This is a genomic window from Flavobacterium aurantiibacter, assembly GCF_002251775.1.
GTDB lineage: Bacteria > Bacteroidota > Bacteroidia > Flavobacteriales > Flavobacteriaceae > Flavobacterium > Flavobacterium aurantiibacter.
This window is the reverse complement of record NZ_NOXX01000228.1, coordinates 11,775-34,429: the sequence shown is the minus strand read 5'-3', so window position 1 is coordinate 34,429 and position 22,655 is coordinate 11,775. Positions and strand designations below refer to the sequence as shown.

At 40.2% G+C, this 22,655-nt stretch carries 15 protein-coding genes; 8 read left to right on the top strand and 7 right to left on the bottom strand.

All coding sequences use genetic code 11. The features are described from left to right. Positions 1 to 629: 629 nt before the first annotated feature. From CHX27_RS14990 to CHX27_RS14980, 3 genes are read right to left on the bottom strand one after another with little or no spacing between them, the layout of a single operon-like run. The gene (locus CHX27_RS14990; protein WP_094487567.1) at positions 630 to 1,667 is read right to left on the bottom strand and encodes a hypothetical protein; all 1,038 of its coding nucleotides are present in this window, start codon (positions 1,665 to 1,667) and stop codon (positions 630 to 632) included. A gap of 18 nt (positions 1,668 to 1,685) precedes the next feature. Beyond that, a complete protein-coding gene (locus CHX27_RS14985) occupies positions 1,686 to 2,381 on the bottom strand; it encodes a hypothetical protein (protein ID WP_094487566.1) in 696 nt (231 codons plus the stop codon). Then, complete coding sequence (locus CHX27_RS14980; protein WP_094487565.1) at positions 2,368 to 2,928, bottom strand: RNA polymerase sigma factor; 561 nt, start codon at positions 2,926 to 2,928, stop codon at positions 2,368 to 2,370. Before CHX27_RS14980 ends, CHX27_RS14985 begins: the two co-directional genes overlap by 14 nt. 191 nt (positions 2,929 to 3,119) lie before the next feature. Between CHX27_RS14980 and CHX27_RS14975 the strand changes: the two genes are divergently transcribed. From CHX27_RS14975 to CHX27_RS14960, 4 genes are read left to right on the top strand one after another with little or no spacing between them, the layout of a single operon-like run. Next, a complete protein-coding gene (locus CHX27_RS14975) occupies positions 3,120 to 3,926 on the top strand; it encodes a patatin-like phospholipase family protein (RefSeq protein ID WP_094487564.1) in 807 nt (268 codons plus the stop codon). A 54-nt stretch (positions 3,927 to 3,980) separates the two neighbouring features. Then, complete coding sequence (gene pyrH / locus CHX27_RS14970) at positions 3,981 to 4,688, top strand: UMP kinase (RefSeq protein WP_094487563.1); 708 nt, start codon at positions 3,981 to 3,983, stop codon at positions 4,686 to 4,688. 15 nt (positions 4,689 to 4,703) lie between these two features. Next, a complete protein-coding gene (gene frr / locus CHX27_RS14965; protein ID WP_094487562.1) occupies positions 4,704 to 5,267 on the top strand; it encodes a ribosome recycling factor in 564 nt (187 codons plus the stop codon). A gap of 53 nt (positions 5,268 to 5,320) precedes the next feature. After that, a complete protein-coding gene (locus CHX27_RS14960; RefSeq protein WP_133063494.1) occupies positions 5,321 to 7,801 on the top strand; it encodes a DUF5686 family protein in 2,481 nt (826 codons plus the stop codon). Positions 7,802 to 7,822: 21 nt separating this feature from the next. On the opposite strand, the gene CHX27_RS14955 is transcribed toward CHX27_RS14960, so the two are convergent. Further along, a complete protein-coding gene (locus CHX27_RS14955) occupies positions 7,823 to 10,093 on the bottom strand; it encodes a cation:proton antiporter (protein WP_094487560.1) in 2,271 nt (756 codons plus the stop codon). 173 nt (positions 10,094 to 10,266) lie between these two features. Between CHX27_RS14955 and CHX27_RS14950 the strand changes: the two genes are divergently transcribed. The 4 genes from CHX27_RS14950 (at position 10,267) to CHX27_RS14935 (ending at position 16,354) form a co-directional block, all read left to right on the top strand. Further along, positions 10,267 to 12,696, top strand: a complete 2,430-nt coding sequence (locus CHX27_RS14950) for an efflux RND transporter permease subunit (RefSeq protein ID WP_094487559.1) — start codon at positions 10,267 to 10,269, stop codon at positions 12,694 to 12,696. A gap of 62 nt (positions 12,697 to 12,758) precedes the next feature. After that, the gene (asnS, locus tag CHX27_RS14945) at positions 12,759 to 14,192 is read left to right on the top strand and encodes an asparagine--tRNA ligase (protein ID WP_094487558.1); all 1,434 of its coding nucleotides are present in this window, start codon (positions 12,759 to 12,761) and stop codon (positions 14,190 to 14,192) included. Between the two features lie 72 nt (positions 14,193 to 14,264). Then, positions 14,265 to 15,728, top strand: a complete 1,464-nt coding sequence (rpoN, locus tag CHX27_RS14940; RefSeq protein WP_094487557.1) for an RNA polymerase factor sigma-54 — start codon at positions 14,265 to 14,267, stop codon at positions 15,726 to 15,728. Further along, entirely contained in the window at positions 15,728 to 16,354 is a 627-nt protein-coding gene (locus CHX27_RS14935) for a hypothetical protein (protein WP_094487556.1), read from the top strand. The genes rpoN and CHX27_RS14935 overlap by 1 nt, the downstream gene beginning before the upstream one ends. A gap of 19 nt (positions 16,355 to 16,373) precedes the next feature. On the opposite strand, the gene CHX27_RS14930 is transcribed toward CHX27_RS14935, so the two are convergent. The 3 genes from CHX27_RS14930 to CHX27_RS14920 form a co-directional block, all read right to left on the bottom strand. Next, complete coding sequence (locus CHX27_RS14930) at positions 16,374 to 17,096, bottom strand: porin family protein (protein WP_243389026.1); 723 nt, start codon at positions 17,094 to 17,096, stop codon at positions 16,374 to 16,376. A gap of 346 nt (positions 17,097 to 17,442) precedes the next feature. After that, positions 17,443 to 20,604 carry a DEAD/DEAH box helicase family protein gene (locus tag CHX27_RS14925; RefSeq protein ID WP_094487555.1) on the bottom strand — a complete coding sequence of 1,054 codons (3,162 nt, stop codon included), beginning with the start codon at positions 20,602 to 20,604 and terminating at the stop codon, positions 17,443 to 17,445. Beyond that, positions 20,604 to 22,550: an ATP-dependent nuclease gene (locus CHX27_RS14920; protein ID WP_094487554.1), complete on the bottom strand. Its 1,947-nt coding sequence runs from the start codon at positions 22,548 to 22,550 to the stop codon at positions 20,604 to 20,606. Before CHX27_RS14920 ends, CHX27_RS14925 begins: the two co-directional genes overlap by 1 nt. Between the last annotated feature and the right edge of the window lie 105 nt (positions 22,551 to 22,655).

The following is a 22,655-nucleotide window of genomic DNA, read 5'->3' as shown; positions in this document are numbered from 1 at the left end:
ACTGCAAGGTCAAGTTGCCGGTTTGGTGATTAATTCTGGGGCACCTGGAGCTGCAAAAAATATGCGTAGAAAAGTTAGCCTAGCTGAATTGACATCTCAAACCACTACCGTTACTTTCGATGTAAAAGAACCGTTTACTGTTTTATCCGATGGCAATATGTACACGGCTAATTTGAGTCAGCAGGAAATTCCGGCAAGCTATCGGTATTTTAGTGTTCCGAAGTTGGATAAGGCGGCGTATTTAAATGCGGAAATTAGAGATTGGCAGAATTACAATTTACTTCCGGGCGCTGTAAATCTTTATTTTGAAGGCACGTACTTAGGTCAGTCGTTTTTGAATGTTNATATTGCAATATTACGGTTGTTAAAATTCGCGGCTTCTTCTCGACTATTTTTTTGGAAAACGACATGCGGGAAACGATTGCTGCGGCCCGGATGGCAGCAAAAAGCCTTGCCAAGTGCGGCGCGTGCAAAAGCAAAAAACGCAGAGCGACTAGCAGAAGCTACTGCGGTTTTACCTTTTGCCGTGTTGCGGTGGCAAGCTTGGAGCGAACAGCCGGAACAGCCGCCCATAAAAAAAGCACTTGCTAAAAAACAAGTGCCTTTTCAAAACTAACTAACCCAAAATTTTAATTCATATCGAAGCGAATTCCCATGGAAATGTTGCGCTGATCGACAGCATTGTTCTGAAACAACGGATTTAAATCGTACTTGGCATACAAACTTATTTCGCCGTAGCCAATGTACGCGCTGAGTCCGTAGATGAAGTTATTGGTATTCCAATCGCCTTTAGTAACCACTTTTGACTCGTAGCCGTCGGTGTCGAATTTTTGAACCAGCTTAGAGCGTACGTTCAAACCGGTATAACCTCCTAAACCAAGCCGGAAAGAGTTGTGCGAATTAAAAATCTTTTTCCCGTCTTTTTCTTGAGTTCTTGAGAAGTCTAATTCAAAATGCACCGGAAGCACCAAGTTTACGTTTCTAAAGCGCGCATCCTGCTGTTGTACTGGGTTAACTACTAGGTCGGTTGTTTCTCCGTTGTCTACAAAGTAGCGGTTATCCGTTGGTCGCAAGTCGTTGTATTGCAAAGACAAACCGTATTTTAGGTGAAACAGCTGCGAGCTTTTATCCAAGCGTGTGTTGTAGGTAAATCCCCATTCGTAGAAACGTGATTTGTACACGCGAAAATCGGAGTTGGCAATAGAGCCATTGGTAACCACATTGTTGAGTCCGATGGCAAATACAAATTGAGTGGTGGTGCGCAGTTCGCCGTTTTTATTTCTCAAGCTCTTGCTGCTTAATTGAAACTTGTAATTTTTTGTTTTGGTCGAATCGCTTTTAGCGAATTCTGTTTTTCCATCGATTTTGTTCTGTATTAAGCTGTTGCGCTCCTGATCGATTTCGGCGAGTTTCTCGTCTAAACGTGCTGCACTTTCGGTAGCAAGCTGTTTTTTCTTGGTTTCGGCTTCGGCTTCGGTAATGGTTCCGAATGTCAGTTGGTTGTTAACAGCTTCAAGCTGATTAGCGAGTTGCGCTTTTTCGTCGGTTATGGCTTTTTCCATTTTCAACGACAGGTCATTCAGTCTGGAGGTAAAGTCGCTTTGTGCGTAAACTTTGCAAAGTATAGACGCGAGAAATAAGGCCAAGTACAAAGTAATTGATTTCATGGTAGTGTGTATTGATGATTATTTTAGTGTGTTTCGGTTTTGGACAACGACTTTTACTTCGTTGAATCGTTTGGCAACTGCGGCCAACATCTGGTTTTGGTACTGTCGTTCGGTTTCTTGAGAAGCGGCTTGCAGCAAGGCATCGGGATTGGTTTTAAAACGTGTGCGCTTTTTGATTTTTTCAGACAGTGCGGCTACTTGAGCTTCGTCGGAAACGCTTGGAGCTACTTGCTCAATGGCATTTTGTTCGTTTTGCAACTGATTTTCGAAGGTTGCACTGCCGTTTGCATTTGGCGTAGATGTTTGCAGCGGTACAGCAGCCACTGCCTTTGATTGTTGATTGATTGATTTGATTTTTGGATTGATTGATGAATTGAAACTCGGTTTTTGCTGTATGTTTTGATTTACGGTGTCGCTGCTTGCTGTGTCGTCAGAAACGCCAGCTGCTGGTTTTGCTGTTTCAGAAGAAACAACTTGTTTTTCGGGCAAGGCTACATCGACTATTTCTTCCGATTGAAACAGGTAAAAGCTGAATAGTCCGATAAAAACAGCCACTGCAGCAGCAATATTCCAGTACGGAAAAATTTTGCGAACGGGCTTGCTTTCGTTTGCAGTAAGCATGGCGTTTAAGCGATCCCAAGATTCGGGACGAGGCGAGATTTCTCGATTCTCGAGCGCTTTTTTTATTTGATCTTCTAGTTTATGCGGTTTCATGATTGCTCATCTTTCTTTTAATAATTTGTTCTTGTAGCAAACGTCGTGCGTGCGACAATTGCGATTTTGAGGTTCCTTCGCTGATGTCGAGCAGCTTGGCAATCTCGTGGTGTTTGTATCCTTCGATTACATACAAGTTGAAAACCATTCGATAACCGTCGGGCAAGGCGTCGATTAATTCCTGAATTTCATTCACCGTGAACTCGTGCTGTTGTTCTTCCGACCATGAACTTTCACTACTTAAATCGTCTATAAAAACAGCCTTTTTCTGAACACGTAAGTAAGAAATTGCTTCGTTAATCGTAATCCGTCGTATCCAGCCTTCAAAATTTCCGACACCTGAATATTGCGGCAGGTTTTCGAATACTTTAAGAAAGGCGCAAATCATTACATCTTCGGCTTGGTGAACGTCTTTGATGTATTGGCGGCAAACGCCCAACATTTTCGGAGCGAAGCGGCTGTAAATTTCCTGCTGCGCGTGTCGGTTGCGGTTGCGTGCCAATTCAATGACTTGCTCAAGTTCGTTCCGTAATTTGATTACCTTCACGTTTAATCTTGCTTATATTTTAAAAGACGATTTTCGATCAGAAATGGTTGTATCAGCGATCAAAAAAAGTTGATTTTTTTCAGATACTTTTTGCAACAATCTAAAAATCAAAATTTTGCAAATAATGATTTTTTTACTGAAACAGCAGTCTCTTACAAAAATTAGGCTAATTTCGTTTAATTCTTAGTCGTATGACACCATTAGCTGAATTTTCAAGTGCGGTAGGTTATGTGTTTTCCGGAGGCGGAAGCAAAGGTTTGGCACATGCCGGTGCTTTAAAGTTTTTGGAAGAAGTAGAAGTGTTTCCGTCGGAAATTGCGTGCAGCAGCGCGGGTAGTATTGTAGCTTCGCTGTATGCTTGGGGAAAAACTCCGGAGGAAATTCTCAGTTTTTTTCAGTCGGTTGATTTTTTTTACTGGCGTCATTTTACTTTTCGAAAAGCGGGTTTGATGGATTCTGAGGCTTTTGCCAGTTATTTGGATGCCATTTTTGGAGAAGCTACGATTGGCGATTTAAAAATTCCGATTCACATTACTGCAACGGATATGATTCGGGGAAAGCTCACGGTTTTTTCAGCCAAAACCCGAATTAAAGATGCCGTGGTGGCGTCGGCGGCCTTTCCGGGAATTATTTCTCCACATGTCATTAACGGCAAAGTGTATAGCGATGGCGGGATTTTAAATCATTTCCCAGCAGATATTTTACAAGGTCGTTGCGATTATTTAATCGGCATGTACGTGAGTCCGTTACAAGCTATCGAAGCCAAAGATTTGCGCACTATTAAACACGTAACCGCGCGGGCATTTGATTTGCTTAGCGCGAATACCAACAACCAAAAGTTTAATATTTGCGATTGGGTGATTACGCCTGATGATTTATCGGCTTATTCTACTTTCGAGACTAAAACGTACCGGATGCGTCAGATTTTTGATATTGGTTATCAAGCGGCGCGCGATGCCTATTTTCAGAAGTTTATTCATCCTGCATTTGAGCGATAAGCTTCTTCGCTGATTACGGAATTCCGCTATATTTGCACAACAATTTTAAACGCTATGAAATACAAAAGAATTTTGCTAAAACTGAGTGGTGAAGCGCTCATGGGTTCACGTGCTTACGGTATTGATCCGGGAGTTTTGGCAAAATATGCTGATGAAATTAAGCAAATTCACGATCAAGGAGTGCAAATTGCCATAGTTATTGGTGGTGGAAACATTTTTAGAGGTGTTGCCGGCGCTTCTAACGGCATGGATCGTGTTCAGGGCGATTATATGGGAATGCTTGCAACCGTAATTAACGGAATGGCGCTGCAAGGTGCTTTGGAAGACAAAGGTATGCTAACGCGCTTGCAAACTGCATTGAAAATTGAAGCGATAGCCGAACCGTATATCAAACGCCGCGCGGTGCGTCATCTCGAAAAAGGACGCATCGTTATTTTCGGCGCAGGAACCGGAAATCCATATTTCACCACCGACACCGCGGCAGTACTACGCGGCGTAGAAATCGATGCCGACGTTATCCTTAAAGGAACTCGTGTCGACGGGATTTATACTGCCGATCCAGAAAAAGACAGCTCAGCAACGAAATTCGATACATTGAGTTTTGAAGAAGTTTTGGCCAAAGGTTTAAATGTAATGGATACTACAGCTTTCACTTTAAGTCAAGAAAACAAACTTCCTATCGTTGTATTTGATATGAACGGACAAGGGAATTTGCTAAAAATTTGTAAAGGAGATACCATAGGTACAGTTGTTACCGTTTAAATACAAGAAACTGTTATGAACGAAGAAATCGATTTTATTTTAGACAGCGCTGAAGAATCCATGAATGCAGCAATTGCTCACTTGGAAAAATCATTTTTGAACATTCGCGCAGGAAAGGCATCTCCGGCTATGCTCGGAAGTGTTTTTGTAGATTATTACGGATCGCAAACACCTTTAAATCAGGTGGCTAAAATCAGTATTCCAGACGCACGAACAATTACCGTACAACCGTTCGAGAAAAATTTGTTGCACACCATTGAAAAGGCCATCATGATTGCCAATTTGGGTTTCAACCCAATGAATAACGGCGATGTGGTAATTATCAGTGTTCCGCCGCTAACCGAAGAACGTCGCCGAGATTTAGCCAAACAAGCTAAAGCAGAAGCAGAAGACGCGAAAATTAGCGTGAGAAATGTGCGCAAAGATGCCAATACGGATATCAAAAAGCTGGAAAAAGATGGTATGTCGGAAGATGTTTGCAAGTCGGCAGAAGAAGAAGTGCAAACGTTAACCAACACGTATATTAAAAAAATAGACGAACTGACAGCGGCTAAAGAAGCCGAAATCATGAAAGTCTAATTCGTATTAATTACGCTAATGTCCGCCTTAGTGCGGACATTTTTTTATATCCTATGCAAAAATTCAGTGTCACGCTTTTCTTTATGCTGCTGTTCTTTACAGCGCACGGTCAGCAGCAGTTGCGTGGACTAGTAATCGATTCGAACACGGCACGCGCAGTGAGCGGAGTTTCGATAGTAGCCGGTAATCGGGTAACGGCAACCGACATTAACGGATATTTCGAAATTGAGGTACAACAGCTGCCTGCTCTAATTAAAATTAGTGCCTTGGATTACGAGTCGCAAGAATATCGCTTTGCAGACGTGTTTCCCAAACAAATAAAAGTGCACAGCAAACCGAAACAAGCGGAGACAATCCGCAATGCAACAGCATTGCTACAAAAAGTTATTGCAAACAAACGCAATAACGATCCGTTGAAAAAGCTGCAAACCTTTGAAATCGAAGCGTATAATAAAGTTGTTGTAACTGCCAATGCTGCCGACGTTGATGCGAAATTAGACACGGTTTACAAGCGCAAATGGCTGGGTAAGAAGCGTATGGAAATCGACAGCAGTAGTGTGAAATTTAAAGCCTTGGTGCAAAAGCAACATTTGTTTGACGCTGAAAAAGTTTCGAAGTTTCAGTTAAGCAAAGGCAACTTTAAAGAAACAATAACAGCCGCGCGTATGTCGGGTTTGCAAACTCCTATTTATGAGTTGGTTGCATTTCGACTGCAATCGTTTTCTGTGTACGAAAATTATTTTGAAGTACTGCAAACCAGATACGCTTCGCCACTAAATGCCAGCGAACAAGATTTGTTTCAACTTACTATTTTAGATACTATTCAATTATCGAAAAGAAATCTTGCTGTTTTGCATTTTGAAAATAAGAAGTCGCGAAAAAAGGGATTAAGCGGAATTTTGTATTGTGACTTAGAGAATTTTGCAATTGCAGCAGCAGTCTTCAGAGTTCAAGGTGTTCTTGATGTAACGGCCCGCTACGAATTTAGCTACGATGCAGAAAGTTCGTTGTACATCATATCAAAAAAGGAGTTCAAAGTAGTTAAAGGAAAGAACAACAAAGATATCAGTATACTCGGTGAGACGTTTCAGTTTGATCCAGAAGACAGTCCGATTTATCGAACGCGCAAACAGCAGCTCACCGATATAACGTATTTGCTTTCTCAAACGCATTATGAAAATCCGAAGCTCAATACAGAAGTTACTATAAAGAAGGCGGCAATTGCGCTTCAAATTAACGACGCAGCAGTTCGCCGACCGGTAAGTTATTGGAATGAGTATATGCAACGATATCCCGACGAAAAAAGTCCGGAAACGTATCGAAAACTCGACAGTTTGGTGCGTGCCGAAGGTATAGAAAGCAAGCTGCGCATTGGTAGAAAGATTTTAAATGGATACGTACCGTTCTCATTTTTTGATATGGATTTGCGTCAGTTGCTGAGCTACAACAATTTTGAAGGTTTTCGGTTGGGCGTGGGCGGTATTACAAACGAGCGACTTTCACAGTACATTAAATTTGACGGTTATTATGCCTTTGGAACGAAAGATCGAAAAGCGAAATACAGTTTAGGAACCGCAGTTCGAATCGGTAAGTTTTCAAGTTCATGGATTGGCGCTGGTTATTCGGACGACATTCGAGAGATTGCGAGTACGAGTTATACGATCGATAAACGTGTTTTCAAGTTATACGATCCGCGCCCAATTAACATTTCTACATTTTACAATTATAGGTCGGTTCGCGCTTACGCAGAAACGAAAATCATTCCCAAAACCGAGAGTATTTGGCAGTTCCAACACATGGAAGTTACACCGCTTTTTAATTACCTGTTTAATTACAACGGGCAAGTATTTGACAATTTTACTCTTTCCACGTTCCAAGCCTCAGTACAATGGAATCCGTTTTCTGATTTTATGCAAACTCCCACCGGTCGTGTAGAGATTTATAAGAGGTATCCGCGTTTCACGTTCCAGCTAACTAAAAGTGTTAAAGATATTTTTGGAAGTAATTTTGATTTTCAGAAGCTCGACGTTCGGGTAGATTATCAGAAGAAGTTTATTGGCGGTGAGCGATTTTCTATTTTACTCGAAGCCGGAATGGCATCTGGCGCAGTGCCATTAACTCATTTATACAACACAGCCCCAAACAATTTAACGAAAGACAGATTACTGCAACGCATCACTATCGCGGGTAAAAACAGCTTTGAAACCATGTTTTTCAATGAGTTTTTCTCTAGTTCGTTCGCGGCATTACATGTAAAACACGGCTTTAAACCGCTGCAAATTAGTGGAAAAATTAGACCTTTAATTGTATTGGTTACGCGCGGTGCTGTAGGAACGATGCGCAATCGAGAACGTCATGTTGGCATTCCGTTTAAAACGCTCGACAAAGGGTTTTTAGAATCGGGTTTAGAGTTGAATAAAATTTATAGCGGCTTTGGCCTTACGGCTTTTTATCGTTACGGACCCAATCAACTTCCGCGATTAGAGGATAACATCGCAATAAAGCTGAGTTTTATGTTGAATTTAGGGTTTTAAAGAAACTAGTGTAATTCAAAATTACGCCCGCATAATCAGCGTTGATGGACTGTTGCTCAACCAAACACTTTGCGAACTAACAAGCTTTCGCCAACTTTCGAACGATACCAGCATAATGTCTTGCTGCGCCAAAAATTCTTTCTTTATAATCCGATCTTCCAACATATCGGTACTGCCTGGGAAATCGCGTTCAATTAAGTCGAGCGCTCCGTAAAATTGCGCATTGTTTTTGACCACGTTGTTTGGATCGATTAGCGTAACCGAAGAAACGCCGTTGCGAATCAATCGCGCAGCGTAATCAATTAAAAAACGATCGTCTTCACTGAAAATCGGCAGAAAAACCTTGGTGATTTGTTCTAAGTTCTTTTCCACCAAAATTCCAACTGGCATTTTTGCTTTGGATAAAATGAGTCGGGTGCGCTCGTCGAAAGGCGAATTCGCAAACAATCCTTCTTTTCCGGTGAACTTATCCAACAAACGATCCGGATTAATGATCGAAGTCGTAATCCCCAAAACCTTACCCAATAGAGTACCGTCAAAAATCGACTGCCCCAATCCGATGAGCAGCAAATCGTAATCACCTTGGTTCGAAATCTCAACAATGTCGGTATCAATGTCGTTCGACGCTTTAAAAATCGTTAATATTGGCTGGTTTAGATTTTTAGCTTCCGTTAGAATCGGATTGAAGTTCTTGTTCTCCAGTTCGTCGAATTCAAAGGTGTGTAATTCATTACTCAAGGTGAGGTGCATTGCGGTAACTATACTTGTTTGCTGTTCTTTCTGCGTAAGCGCGTGCGACAATCGCAGCAACGCCTTTCCGCGCTCGGCGTTTCCAAACGACAATAAAATCTTGAATTTATCGCTCAAAGTAACCGTTTCCGGTACAATCGAATCTTTTTTCTTCGAAATGTAATTGATTAAATCCAACGCCGGTCCCGTCATAAACGTGGTAACTAACGCCATGATTACCATCATCGTAAACACTTCGGTGGTAAGTACGCCCAAATCTAAACCGATGTTCAATACAATAAGTTCCATCAAACCTCGTGTGTTCATCAGGGCACCAATGGTAAATGAATCGCGCCACGACTGACCCACAAATTTTGCTGCCAAAGCCGAGCCTAAGAATTTTCCGGCAACCGCTACAACGATGATTATACCGGTCATTTTCCACAACTCAACGTCGTCTATCAAACCAATTTGTGTACGTAAACCCGTGAAAACAAAGAAGAGAGGTAAAAGTAAGATTACAGAAACGTCTTCTACTTTTTCGATGATTATTCCGCGAAAGCGTGCATTTTCAGGCATAATTGCACCGGCCATAAACGCACCAAATAAGGCGTGGATTCCAATAATTTCGGTTACGTACGCTGAAATAATGAGCGTTAACAAGAAGATAGCTACTACCGGCTTGCTCAAACTTTGACGTGAGTTTTTCAGTGCTCCTACGCGCGCCAAGAACGGCTTTACCAATTTTAGCATCAGAAAAACGTAGGCTACTGCCATAGCAATTACGTACAAGGACGAAATTAACGAGCCTGCTTTAACAATGGCAATTACGGTGGCTAATAGGCACCATGCGGTTATATCGTCGGCGGCCGCGCACGTAATTACGATGGTTCCGAGCTTTGTTTTATGAATGCCTCGTTCCTGAACAATGCGTGCTAACACCGGAAACGCGGTGATACTCATGGCAATTCCTAAAAAGAGGGCAAACGAGGAGAAGGCAATACCTTTTGGAGCAAAATCAGTGAAAATGAAGTAGGCGAGGGCCGTTCCGAGCGCAAACGGAAAAATGATACTCGCGTGACTGATGACTACGGCGTCGTTGGCTTTATTTCGCAACGCGCTGAGGTCGAGTTCCATACCGATAACGTACATGAAGAGTATTAATCCAATCTGACTCAAAAACTTCAGATTCGCCAGAGACGCCACCGGGAAAAGGGCTTCGAAAAATTCCGGAAAATACATGCCAACAAGCGAGGGTCCGAGTACGATACCGGCAATCATTTCGCCAATTACGCTGGGTTGTCCGATTTTTCTGAAAATCCATCCAAAAATTCGAGCAGTCAGAATAATGGTAATAATTTGCAGCAAAAGTATCGCCAGAGGTTCGCGCACACTTTCGATCATCGATTCGACGAAATGTCCCCACTGGTCCGGGATATTTTTCAACGCCGGCTTGGGAACATAGCCTTGCATTTTTTTGCCTTCAATGAGAATGAAGTAAATCAGCGCTGAAAATCCGCCGGTTATCAATATGTAAAAAGCTGTGTTTTTAAAATTCTTCATTCACAAAAAGACCTAAAAATTCAAATGTCGATGTTTTCAAATATATACATTTTCTTTTCAAAACATTTTACGTGAAATTTAAATTGTAAACCGATTAAGAAATGCCGTAAAATCGCGCATTTTCCTATTCCATAACCCTTAGTTTTACGCTACCTTTGCCGAAATTTTTTTGGATGGTTAAGTGGTTTAGTTTGGGCTTTTGGGAGTTAATTGCGCGGGTTGTTTTGCGAAATAAAACACTCATGCTCATAGCTTTGGCCGTTTTAACTGCCTTTCTTTGTTTGCAGTGGAAATACATCAAATTTACGCATACCGAAGCTAATTTACTGCCTGCCGACAATCCGGTAAATATTGAATACAACGCCTTTCTAAACCGCTTTGGCGAAGAAGGAAACCTGATTGTCATCGGAATAAAGCAACATGATTTGTTTAAACCGCAGACTTTTGAGCAGTGGCAAAAATTGATTAGCAGTTTAGAAAGCGACAAGGAAATTAGTCTGGTTTTAGCGCCGAACAACCTCAAAGTTCTCACGCGAAACGACTCGATTCAAGGTTTCGAACTCCGATCGTTTGTCGATGCGGCTAAAGTGAAAAACCAAAGATATCTCGATTCGCTTCAAAGAGTTCTGTTTACAAAGCTTCCTTTTTACGAAGGTTTGCTGCTCAATCGAGCAAGCGGAACGGTGCGTGCCGCCATTTACATGCGAAAAGATTTGGTAAACACGCCCGAACGCAAACAATACATACTAAAACGCTTTGTTTCGCTGGTGGAAAATTTCGAGAAATCAACGAAAGTGGATCTTCGCGTAAGCGGTATGCCCTACATCCGAACCTTAAATGCCGAGAAAATTTTATCGGAAATCAGCATTTTTATCGGTGCGGCATTGCTCGTTACTTCTTTACTGTTTTTCTATTTTTTCCGAAGTTTCAGAGCTACACTTATCTCGGCCATCATTGTGATTATTGGCGTAATGTGGTCGTTCGGCATACTCGGTCTTCTAAACTACGAAATTACAGTACTCACCGCGCTGGTTCCCGCTTTGGTAATTGTTATTGGCATTCCGAACTGTATTTTCCTTACCAACAAGTACCATCAAGAATTTAAAGTACACCGAAATAAAGTTAAGGCACTGCAACGCGTTACCACAAAAGTGGGTATGGCAACGCTCATGACCAATCTGACCACCGCTATTGGTTTTGCCACTTTCGTTACTTCGAACAATCAATTATTGTTGGAATTTGGAATCGTAACTGCAATAAACATCATGGGCTTGTTTGTCTTGTGTTTGATTGTGATTCCGATTGCACACAGTTACATTCCGCCGCCGAAAGATCGCCATCTCGAACACCTCGATTCCAGTGCCGTGAAAACTTTTATGGATTGGATATTGCGCACCGTAAAATACAATCGTTTTTCCGTGTACAGCGCGGCTGTAGCCTTACTCGTGTTGAGCATCATTGGAATATACAAAATGCGTATCAGCGGCAGTATCATCGAAGACATGCCTCGAAATACCGACTTCTTCCGAGATATTCAGTTCTTTGAAAAAGAGTTCGACGGCGTTATGCCACTGGAAATAATGATCGATACCAAGCGCAAAAAAGGTGTGATGAAATCGGCTACTTTGCGTCGTATCGACGAGCTCGAACAAGCGATCGATGAAGTGCCGGGCTTGTCGAAACCACTCTCGGTAGTTGGTGTGATAAAATACGCTAAGCAAGCGTATTACAACGGAAATCCGCAATTCTACGCACTTCCTACCTCTCAAGAACAAGCGTTTATTCTTACCTACATTAAGAATTCTTCCGGAAGCCAGAAAACCGATTTATTAAAAAGTTATGTCGATTCAACCGGGCGCTATGCTCGTGTAACCACATTTATGCGCGACGAAAACGGCGATAAGATTCCACTCATCGAAGCCGAACTCCGCAAAGAAATCGATAAAATTTTCCCGAAAGATCGCTACACCGTAACAATTACTGGAAAAGCTTTTGTCTTCCAAAAAGGAACGGGCTATTTGCTCGATAATTTAATGTCGTCGTTGCTGTTTGCCTTTTTCCTGACCTGTTTGTTAGTTGGATTTATGTTCCGTTCGCCGAAAATGATTTTAGTATCGCTCATTCCAAACATGCTTCCCCTTTTATTGACAGCTGGGTTAATGGGCTTTTTGGATATACCATTAAAACCATCTACCATTTTAGTTTTTGGAATTGCCTTTGGTTTGTCGGTTGATGATACCATTCGATTTCTGGCGCAGTACCGTGAAGAACTGAAACGCAACAACTGGAAAATTCGAAAATCGGTTTATGCCACCTTTAACGATGCCGGTTTAAGTATGTTCTATACTTCGATTGTGCTCTTTTTTGGATTTTCGGTGTTTATGTTGTCGAGCTTCGGCGGAACGATTGCTCTCGGCGGCCTCGTTTCGATAACACTTTGTTTCGGCATGTTATCGAACTTAATGTTACTTCCATCGCTGGTATTAACACTCAATAAAACCTTGGCAAACGAACAAGAATTTAAAGAACCGATTGTTCCAATTGCCGAACGCACCGACGATGAAATCGATCAAATGCCCGGACATCGCGATTTATCGTCTTAGCATAAAAAAATACTTTTTAAACTATATTTGCGCGCTATTGCAAATTAACAGATTGCCCGATTATGAAATATTCTAAGGTAAAAGATTTATTGGCCGGAACCCTTGTAAATACAGAGGTTGGCGTTCGCGGATGGGTACGAACTTTTCGTAACAACCAGTTTATTGCATTGAACGACGGATCGACAATTAACAACATTCAATGTGTTGTCGACTTTGAAAATACCGATGAAACAACTTTAAAGCGAATCACAACCGGTGCTGCTTTGCAATTGCACGGCACTTTGGTGGAAAGTCAGGGCGCCGGTCAAAAATTTGAAGTTCAGGTAACGCGTTTGGAAATTTTGGGCGATTCGGATGCGGAGAAGTTTCCGATGCAACCGAAAAAACACAGTCTCGAATTCCTGCGTGAAAACGCGCATCTTCGCGTGCGTACCAACGCTTTTGGAGCCATCATGCGCGTACGTTCTGCACTCGCTTTTGCCATTCATCAGTATTTTAGAGAAAAAGGCTTTGTGTATGTACATACACCTGTAATTACGGGTGCCGATGCAGAAGGAGCGGGCGAAATGTTTCAAGTAACGTCTTTAAACCTAGATCAAATTCCAAGAAAAGAAGACGGAACCATCAATTACAAAGAAGATTTCTTCGGAAAACATACCAATTTAACGGTGTCTGGTCAGCTTGAAGCGGAAACCTACGCGATGGCATTAGGGCAAGTCTATACATTCGGACCGACATTTCGTGCCGAAAATTCAAACACCTCGCGTCACTTAGCCGAATTCTGGATGATTGAACCCGAAGTAGCGTTTAATGATTTGCACGACAATATGGATTTGGCGGAAGATTTCATTCGTTACGTCATCAAATACACGCTCGATCACTGTGAAGACGATATCGCCTTCCTCGAGTCGCGTTTGTTAGACGAAGAGAAATCAAAACCTCAAGCCGAACGCTCGGAAATGAAACTTCGCGAAAAGCTGAACTTTGTTTTAGAAAACAACTTTAAGCGCGTTTCGTACACCGAAGCAATCGATATTCTCAAAAACAGCAAACCCAATAAAAACAAGAAATTTGCCTACGTGATCGAAGAATGGGGCGCCGATTTACAGTCGGAGCACGAGCGTTACCTGGTTGAAAAACACTTTAAATCTCCAGTAATCTTATTCGATTATCCGGCAAACATCAAAGCGTTTTACATGCGTTTGAATGAAGACGGAAAAACCGTTCGCGCTATGGATATTTTGTTCCCGGGAATTGGGGAAATTGTAGGTGGTTCGCAGCGAGAAGAACGCTACGAGGTTCTGGTCGAAAAGATGGAAAAACTCGGAATCGACCAAGAAGAATTGTGGTGGTATCTCGATACACGCCGCTTCGGATCGGCAATTCACTCCGGTTTTGGTCTTGGTTTCGAACGTTTGGTACTTTTCGTTACCGGAATGAGCAATATTCGCGACGTAATTCCGTTCCCAAGAACACCACAAAACGCAGAATTTTAATCGTTGGAAAAATAAATTTCGGCTTGACACACGTGCTTCTAAATCCGTAAATTTAGGCTACCAATAATCGTTATGTTAAAACAGCATCTAAACCTCAAACTCTCTCAGAAGCTTTCGCCTCAACAAATTCAGTTGATGAAATTGATTCAGCTTCCTACCCAAGCGTTCGAACAACGCCTCATGGAAGAAATGAACGAGAATCCGGCACTGGAATCGGGCAATGAAGACGAATTTGAAAAAGACGCCTACGAAAACGACAGTTACGACGAGTATGATAACGACGACAACGAACACATCGATGCCGACGACATCAACATCGATGAGTATTTGAGTAACGACGAAACGCCCGATTACAAAACACAAATCAATAACTACAGCGACGACGATGACGACCGCGAATCGCCGTACGCCGCAGCGGTTAGTTTTCATCAAGATCTTATCAATCAGCTCAATACCTTCATTCTCTCCGAAAACGAACGCGCCATAGCCGAGTTTCTTGTGGGAATGATCGACGATATGGGCTACATCCGCAGAAGCATCGCCGATATTGTAGACGATTTGGCTTTTACCCAAGCCATTTATACCGACGAAAAAACCGTGGAACGCATGCTGCACGTAATCCACGAACTCGAACCTTCGGGCGTAGGTGCGCGCGATCTGCAAGAGTGCTTGCTGCTTCAATTAAAACACAAAACACCTTCGGAATACGTTGATTTAGCCATCGATATCATCGAGAACCAATTCGATGCCTTTACGAAAAAGCACTACGACAAACTCGCCCAGAAATACGGTGTCAGCAACGAGCAGTTGAAAAAAGCGATTCACGAAATCGAGAAACTCAACCCGAAACCAGGCGGCTCGTTCGCAGGCAGCAGCCGACTCACCGAAACCGTTGTGCCCGATTTTGCGATTCGCATCAACAACGGCGAACTCGAACTCACGCTTAACGGACGTAATGCACCTAGCTTGCACGTATCGCGCGATTACCAAGAAATGATGCAGACATACAAGGTTTCTCGCGATAAATCGTCGCAACAAAAAGAAGCCGTGCAGTTCATCAAACAAAAACTCGATGCAGCAAAATGGTTTATCGATGCCATCAAGCAACGCCAAGAAACGCTGTTTGTAACCATGAACGCCATCATGCATTATCAAGAAGAATACTTCTTAGATGGCGATGAAACCAAACTGAAACCGATGATTTTGAAAGATATCGCCGATTTAGTCGGTCTTGATATCTCAACCGTTTCGCGCGTGGCCAACAGCAAATACGTGGAAACGCCTTACGGAACGAAACTCATCAAAGAGTTTTTCTCCGAAGCCATGAAAAACGATCAAGGTGAAGATGTTTCAACCATCGAAATCAAAAAGATTTTGCAAGACGTAATCAGCGAAGAAGACAAACACAAACCGTTACCCGACGATCAGTTAGCCGAAATTCTCAAAGAACGCGGCTATCCTATTGCGCGCCGAACCATTGCAAAATACCGCGAACAACTCGACATTCCCGTGGCGCGTATGCGTAAGAAAATGTAATGAATCAGCAGCTAAAAAAAGCACTTCGCAACATCCTAATCGGATTTTCATACGTGTTCCATCCGCTGTTTACGCCGCTATTTGCCGTTACTTTCTACGATTTTTTTATTGGCATCAATTATCCTGCCGAGGCTAAATACCTGTTTTACATTCAAATAATTTTGGTTACGGTGTTTATTCCGCTAACCGTTTATTTCTTACTGCGATCTTACAAAAAAGTAGAGTCTATTATGTTGGCAAATGTCAACCAGCGTAAAATGCCTCTAGCTATTCATAGCTTATTGGTGTTTATTTTATTGAAAAATACGGTTTCGGTTGAGTTTGGCTTACCGTTGTACTACTTTTTCTTAGGAACTTTAATCAGTACGCTGTTGGCTTTAGTGGCCACTTTTCTAGAATTTAAAGTTTCGTTGCACCTCACTGCTACAAGCGGTCTGGCAACTTTTGTTGTAGTAACTTCCTTGTTTTTTCAGGTAAACTTATTGCCGGTAATTGCAATGCTTTTGTTTTCTATCGGTGCTGTAGCCACATCGCGACTCCTCATGAAAGCACACACACCAAGCGAATTACTCGCGGGTTTAATCGTCGGAACAGCGCCGCAATTACTGCTATTATTTTGGTTTTAAGACGGTTAGCGAAGCCTTTCTACAAAATATAAAACATCAAACCTAAATTTAAGGTCGTTAAGTCAATGCGTCGGCCATCAATTTGCGCGTTACGGAATAAAGGTTGCGAGCCGTAATACGCGTAAAAATTCCAGGTATTGTAGCCTGCCGAGAGGTATGGACCAAATTGCCATTTTCGAAAATCCCGATTATTAATAACCGTAACCGTTTCGTTTCCAACGAATTTGGTTTTCGAAAAAACTAAATACGAGGCTTTAAAACCGGCATAAAACCGCCAAAACTTGTGCGACTCCGGCGTTGAATTTCGAAACCGAATTTCGAGCGGAAACTCCAGTAAAACTTGTTCCATTTTATTCCGATCGTAATTCACATCTTGTAAAATCACATAGTTTCGCATGCCATCAAACTCGCTAACTTGTAAATCGTGGTGGTATTTGTTGTACGAAATGCCCATACCGGCGGCTACAGCAAATGTTCGCTTTTTGTTCAGCGGAAAATCGCGCAGAAAACCGCCGCCAAAACCGGGCGATACACCGTTTTGCGAATATCCGTCAGGCATTTGTCTCACCAAATTGTAAGTAATACGCAGGTAAAATTGGTCTTCGCGATACAACGAATCAACTTTCGAGTAAAAGGTCGTGTCGGCAACCGTCGTCGGAAGCTCCTGCGCGGCTGCTACAACGCTGCAAAAAATAAAAAGTAAAAAATAGCGAAGTCGCATAATTCCTGTCGGTGTAACCATGTTATAAGCGAAGATATTACATTTATGCGAGCGTTTCCAAGCTATTTTTACGATTTTAGGTCGCTTATTTGGGCAACTGCCCGGCAAACGTTCGCTGGAAATACCTGTGCCGGTCACCGCGCTTTCCAAGTCAAGGTGCGCTAAAAAAACAACAACAGCTACACGTCTTATAGCTTCCGTTGGTCGCTACAATCCGCGTGCTGTTGTACGTTTTTTTACGCGCACGCTTGCTTTTCCAATCGCTGTTGCAGAAAAATCGTGTTAACGTGTGTGCATAAAAAATCGAGAAAAATGTAGCTCAATTGCCATGAACCCCAGATTAATTCGCAATTCAAACGATCTTTAACTATATTACAATCGATCTAAAAAGTAGGTCAAAAAAATCTCTTTGCTCCCTTTGAAAAAATACATGATTTGAATTAAAGTCTTCAATGCTTTCTTGTCCTTTCCAATGTTTCAATTGGTTGTAAGGGGTATTAGAAATTATGAATGAATTTAGTTCAATGTCCGGGTCATTCAATTTTTGTTGAATACTTGTCTTGATTGTTTTATGTAATTGAATTTTAGGGTCTGTCAAACCTTGAATTTGTCTAAGTCCTTTAGGGTCAATAAATGAAACGTATTGCTTGTTGCCTATGACAAGCCAAAGGATAAAGTCAGGGAAAAAGTTGTTTGCCTCAAAAAAGCCAATACCTTTTTTACTCATGTTTCTCAATAAGTACAGTTTTTTGTCTTTAAAGAACTCCGTATTGGTGTTAAAATATTGTTTTAGGTCTTCAACTAAATCTCTTTCGCCTTTATTCAAAGGAACCGGTTGTATTTTTATTACTTCTTCATATCTGCCTTTGTCAATATAAATTAAAGGCTGATAAAGATGAAGATTGGCATACAAAGCCTCAAAGTCATTGTCGATTTTGAAGTTTTCCTGAAATTCTTTTTTGCGAACTACTTCCTTTAATTCTTTAATCTTTCCGATTAGCCTGTCCTCTGTCTTTTTAACAAGAAAGTTGTATTCTGCTTCAAAATTTGGATGTGTGCTATCAATAAATGCAACTTCTATCTTGTCGCTGTAAAACTTGTTTTTCTGATAGTTATAAAGTCTTTCTACAAATGATTTCAAAAGTGTAAGAGCCAATTCATGCCAAAGCTTTACTTTACTGTAATCAGTTAATTCAAGTTCGCTGGAAGGAATTAGTAAGGTGTACCATTCCGAACTTTGAAGAATATCTTTTAATGCTTCAATGGATAGGTTTACATTATACCAACTGCGTTCATTTTTGAACTTCTGTATTTCAAAATAGATTTTATTCCAATCTAAAAAGGCAATATGAATATTTTCAAGTTTACCTTCTTCCACTGTTACTACGGTTGAAACATTTGTGGTTTTAGAACTTTTTAATACCTGGACTTTCGGATACCAATCCACTATCACTGGCGGAACTTTTTCGGTTATTACAGCATCCACCAAAACATCACGTTTAAAATTGGAGCCATCTTTAACCTTGATGTATTTCAGCTTTTTCTCCGACAAATCTGAAATGGTCGGCAAAATGTCAATGGTAATTTTTTCAAAATCAGAATCAGTTGGCAAGCCTTCTTCTTCCAAGTAATCTTTGAATTGCTGCATGTAATCGGCTCTTAAACCGAAAATATTCAGCGTTTCAAGGATGGGTAATACTTCAGGAATGTATTCAGGTTTTAAACTGGCATCTAATGCTGTACTGCGTTTCAATGAAAATTTATAGCCTTTCAATCGTACACCTCTACCAAATAACTGAATGATTTCAGAACCTTCGCCTCGACCAATATTCAACAAGCCCATTGTGCTTACCCGCCAACTGCTCCAACCTTCACTGAATTTTTTTGAACCTATTAGAATATTTACTTTACTGCTTTTGCTATTGATGTCGTGAAATAATGAACTGGAAAAATCTCTTTCACCTGTGTTCATTTTGTGTGCTTCGCATATTTTTAATAAACCTTTATCGTCACCCACATTAATAACTCCAAAATACTCTCCGTTACCAATGCGTAAACCAATTTCTCCCTCTTGTCCTTTAAGGTTGTCTACATGCAAGGAAGCTCCAGCAACATCTGAATTGAAAACTTCTTTTAGAACATCCTGAAAAACAAACTGTGCTGATTTTCCTGATTTACGGATTTCTTTAAAAGCATTTCTAAAAATGGAATGTCCTAATTCATTATTCAAACCATCTTTGGCTTCTAATAATAATTTAATTCGTTCGATAGATTGTGCGTCATTCTTTGCAAAAGCCTCAATGAATTTTAATACTTCCACCACATCAGAAGCCGTTTCTTTGCTGATACTTTTGGTTACTTTACCACCTACAAAAATCGCTAATGGTTTATCAATCAAAAATGGTTCTATGGCTTTTCCATGCTCTTTGAAAACCAATAACTGTTCATAGAACGAAAGTAAACTGGCAGTCAAATAAAGAACAACACGTTCTTCTTTTCCCGGTTCATGCCATTGTTCATTTAGGTTTAAAATTTGATAATCTTTTCCATAACCATCATTATAGAAATAGCGATAGGAATAGTCAAATAATGTTGCCTTTCCATATTCATCAATCAATGCTTTTTGTTTTGCACCAGATAAAGCATGTACTGCCTGACCAAATGTGGCTGAATACTCGAATGAAAAACCTGTTTCACACAAACGGTTTCGTTTGTCTTTCCATTCTGTACCACCTGCACCTCTGTGTCCTTCATCTACTAAAACCAAGTTGTTACCTTCAAATGCTTCAACTGCAACCGTTTTATTGCCGCTTGTTTCTTCGAGTTTGTGAATGTCAATGATTTCAATTTTCTGCCCTGAAAATAAAGAGCCGCCTGATTTATCAAACAATTCCGCTTCCATGCCTGACTGACCAAACTCCTTTAAATGCTGTTTAGAAAGTCCTTCATTGGGAGTTAGCACAATAATTCTGTTCAGCGATTTTTCAAGATTGTGTTGACTTAAGTAATACCTATACTGCAAAATGTTTACATGCATCAATAAGGTTTTACCTGAACCTGTTGCATTCCAATAAGCAAGCTTATTTAAATCATTAATAATAGTTTCTAATTTGAATTCATTGATCACTTTAAAATCATTGCCATGTTTGCCGTGATTGAAGTCTAAAAAAGTATTTAACTCACTTTTTAAGGCGGTTTTATCGCTGAAGTATTTGTCTAAATAGATTTCTGTAAAAAGCAATGCCAAATACTGAAAATATTTCCATTTGATGGGTTCTGTCCTTTTCTCTGAAATTGTTTGGGTATGAGAAAAAATATTTTGATCATATTGAAGTAATAATTCCTTGGGAAGATTTGCATTGCTGTAGAACCTTGCGACCAAAGCATGATGGAAATGGGAAATGTTATTCTCGTCATACCCTTCCAACGATGAATCTTTTAAATCAGATGACAATGCCTCCAAATCTGTTACCCCAAACAGATTGAGTATATATTTATTAAGTACGAGTGATGAACTGAGTTTTGCCATTAAATTCTATTTAGAAAATCCCATTCTGAAATCCATGTAGATTTATCAACCAACTTAATTAATTCGATAAAGTCGCTTTCAATAGAAAAATTGACACCATGCTTATCAATTGTTTGTTTAACGACATTTTCAACGTCATACTTATCCATAATTTTATGGTACTCTTCTTTCGCAATTGTTTCATCAAAATAGTTTCGAACATAACTTACAAAAGTGTGTTCATCCATATTTACAGCTCTCTGACCAAAGACTTGAGCTGTTTTTTCAACCTTACTGTTTTTATATCTATAATAGGTGTTTTTATGAAATTCATCATTGAATTTAGCTTTTAATGTTACATCATAATTCAAATAATTCGATTCTAAATCATCAAAAATGTCTTGCTCGCTGACAATTGTTGCTGTTGCTTTTTCTATCAGTTTTGATAATAGTTTCGCTGTTTTTCTCAAATCAGAAAACAATGTTGCCTCGAAAGTATAAGAGTTTGCACAATAAGTATCAATACCTAATTTTTCTTTGAATTTTTGAGTAAATAAGTCTTTGTGCTCGTTTGATAATTCATCTTTGTCAAAAACTAAAACAGATTTGTCCCAAAGGCTTGTTCCATTTTTAAGACCTGAAAATACAGCCTTGTAAGAAAGTATATTTTCGAATACTTCACTTATACCCCCCAAAACCCAAAACATGTATTTTTTTCTGTTGTTCAATTGTTGGTTGAGCAAAATTCTGAACACTTTTGCGTCATCCTCACCTTCCACAAAAACGAGTCTATCTGCTTCCAAAGCATTTATAAAATCCAACCCCGTGGTATTACCAATGGAACGAATTACAGGAGATAAATTACTTGGCATTATACCTTTGAAATGCAAGCCTAGATGACCTGAGTCAATATTAAAATGAATACTTCTTATTTCTCCAGTAGGTTTTCCTTCCAAATGAAACACTTGATAAGGTGCAGCACTTCTAATTAATGATTCATTGTGTGTAGATAAAAATGTTTGCACTCCGCTACCGTATTTATTGAATACTTCGACTAATCTTCGTTGAATATCTCTGTGGATATGACTATCCGGCTCATCAAGTAAAACAATATTCAAATCCGTCTTATTTTCTGATTTCAAATGAATATTCAGAAGAATGCCGATTATTTGTAATGTACCACTTCCAAGTAGGGATAAGTCTTTAAATACGTCTTTAGAACCTACTCTGAAAAGAATAATTGCTTTAGCATCTTTTTGGATATTAGTTTCGGATTTAAATTCGATTTTTTTCTCTGAATTGTAAAGAACATAATTCAAATCATTAAGAAAAGCTTCGTTAAGAGTGGCATCGAGTCCACTAATAATTCTGTAAAGCCTGTTTCTTAATACAGTTTCGGATTTTCGTACTAATAGCTGCTCTTTAATGATAGGATCGGTTACAAAAGCTTCTTCAAGATTTATCTGTGCGACAGGCGTACTATAAATTAATGATATTGGATTGGGTAAATTAGCAAAATAATCATTGAATGCTCTGTGATCATAGATGCTATAATTTTGTAAAGCAATAACATAGTTACTACCAGAACTTGATATGGTGAATGGAATACAAAGTTCTAGGTTTTCTTCATCTATTAGCGTTAATGCTAACAAAACTTCATTCTTTTTTACTCTTTGGTGAAATATATCCTCAAAATTGGGACTTCTCACCGAATTGATCTCATTGAACGGGAAGTACTTATTATAAGAAGGGCCTAATACATAATCTCCTCTTTTGTAGCCTTTTTCTCCTCTTTTGGCCTCAGAAATAAGTTTAGTAAAACACTCTTGCCAAAGTGATAAAGCCTCCAAAACCGTTGTTTTTCCTGAGTTATTTACCCCTGTTAGTATATTCAAGTCCTTGTTGAAATACAAGGTAATGTCCTTAATGGACTTGAAATTCTTGATTTGAAATTTATGTATATGCATATACTTCTATTTTTTAATTCATTTCAAACATTTTCTTCCCAAACTCTTCTTCAATCAATACCACTTTCCAGCGTTCGTCACCGGTTTTTAGGTTTTCTACGTTGT

What these genes read in the sequence shown, in the direction of transcription:
- asnS (WP_094487558.1), top strand. Translation starts at nt 12,759, where the DNA reads ATGAAATATTCTAAGGTAAAAGATTTATTGGCCGGAACCCTTGTAAAT.
- CHX27_RS14985 (WP_094487566.1), bottom strand. Translation starts at nt 2,381, where the DNA reads ATGAAACCGCATAAACTAGAAGATCAAATAAAAAAAGCGCTCGAGAAT.
- pyrH (WP_094487563.1), top strand. Translation starts at nt 3,981, where the DNA reads ATGAAATACAAAAGAATTTTGCTAAAACTGAGTGGTGAAGCGCTCATG.
- CHX27_RS14935 (WP_094487556.1), top strand. Translation starts at nt 15,728, where the DNA reads ATGAATCAGCAGCTAAAAAAAGCACTTCGCAACATCCTAATCGGATTT.
- rpoN (WP_094487557.1), top strand. Translation starts at nt 14,265, where the DNA reads ATGTTAAAACAGCATCTAAACCTCAAACTCTCTCAGAAGCTTTCGCCT.
- CHX27_RS14950 (WP_094487559.1), top strand. Translation starts at nt 10,267, where the DNA reads ATGGTTAAGTGGTTTAGTTTGGGCTTTTGGGAGTTAATTGCGCGGGTT.
- CHX27_RS14960 (WP_133063494.1), top strand. Translation starts at nt 5,321, where the DNA reads ATGCAAAAATTCAGTGTCACGCTTTTCTTTATGCTGCTGTTCTTTACA.
- CHX27_RS14925 (WP_094487555.1), bottom strand. Translation starts at nt 20,604, where the DNA reads ATGGCAAAACTCAGTTCATCACTCGTACTTAATAAATATATACTCAAT.
- CHX27_RS14955 (WP_094487560.1), bottom strand. Translation starts at nt 10,093, where the DNA reads ATGAAGAATTTTAAAAACACAGCTTTTTACATATTGATAACCGGCGGA.
- CHX27_RS14990 (WP_094487567.1), bottom strand. Translation starts at nt 1,667, where the DNA reads ATGAAATCAATTACTTTGTACTTGGCCTTATTTCTCGCGTCTATACTT.
- frr (WP_094487562.1), top strand. Translation starts at nt 4,704, where the DNA reads ATGAACGAAGAAATCGATTTTATTTTAGACAGCGCTGAAGAATCCATG.
- CHX27_RS14920 (WP_094487554.1), bottom strand. Translation starts at nt 22,550, where the DNA reads ATGCATATACATAAATTTCAAATCAAGAATTTCAAGTCCATTAAGGAC.
- CHX27_RS14975 (WP_094487564.1), top strand. Translation starts at nt 3,120, where the DNA reads ATGACACCATTAGCTGAATTTTCAAGTGCGGTAGGTTATGTGTTTTCC.
- CHX27_RS14930 (WP_243389026.1), bottom strand. Translation starts at nt 17,096, where the DNA reads ATGGTTACACCGACAGGAATTATGCGACTTCGCTATTTTTTACTTTTT.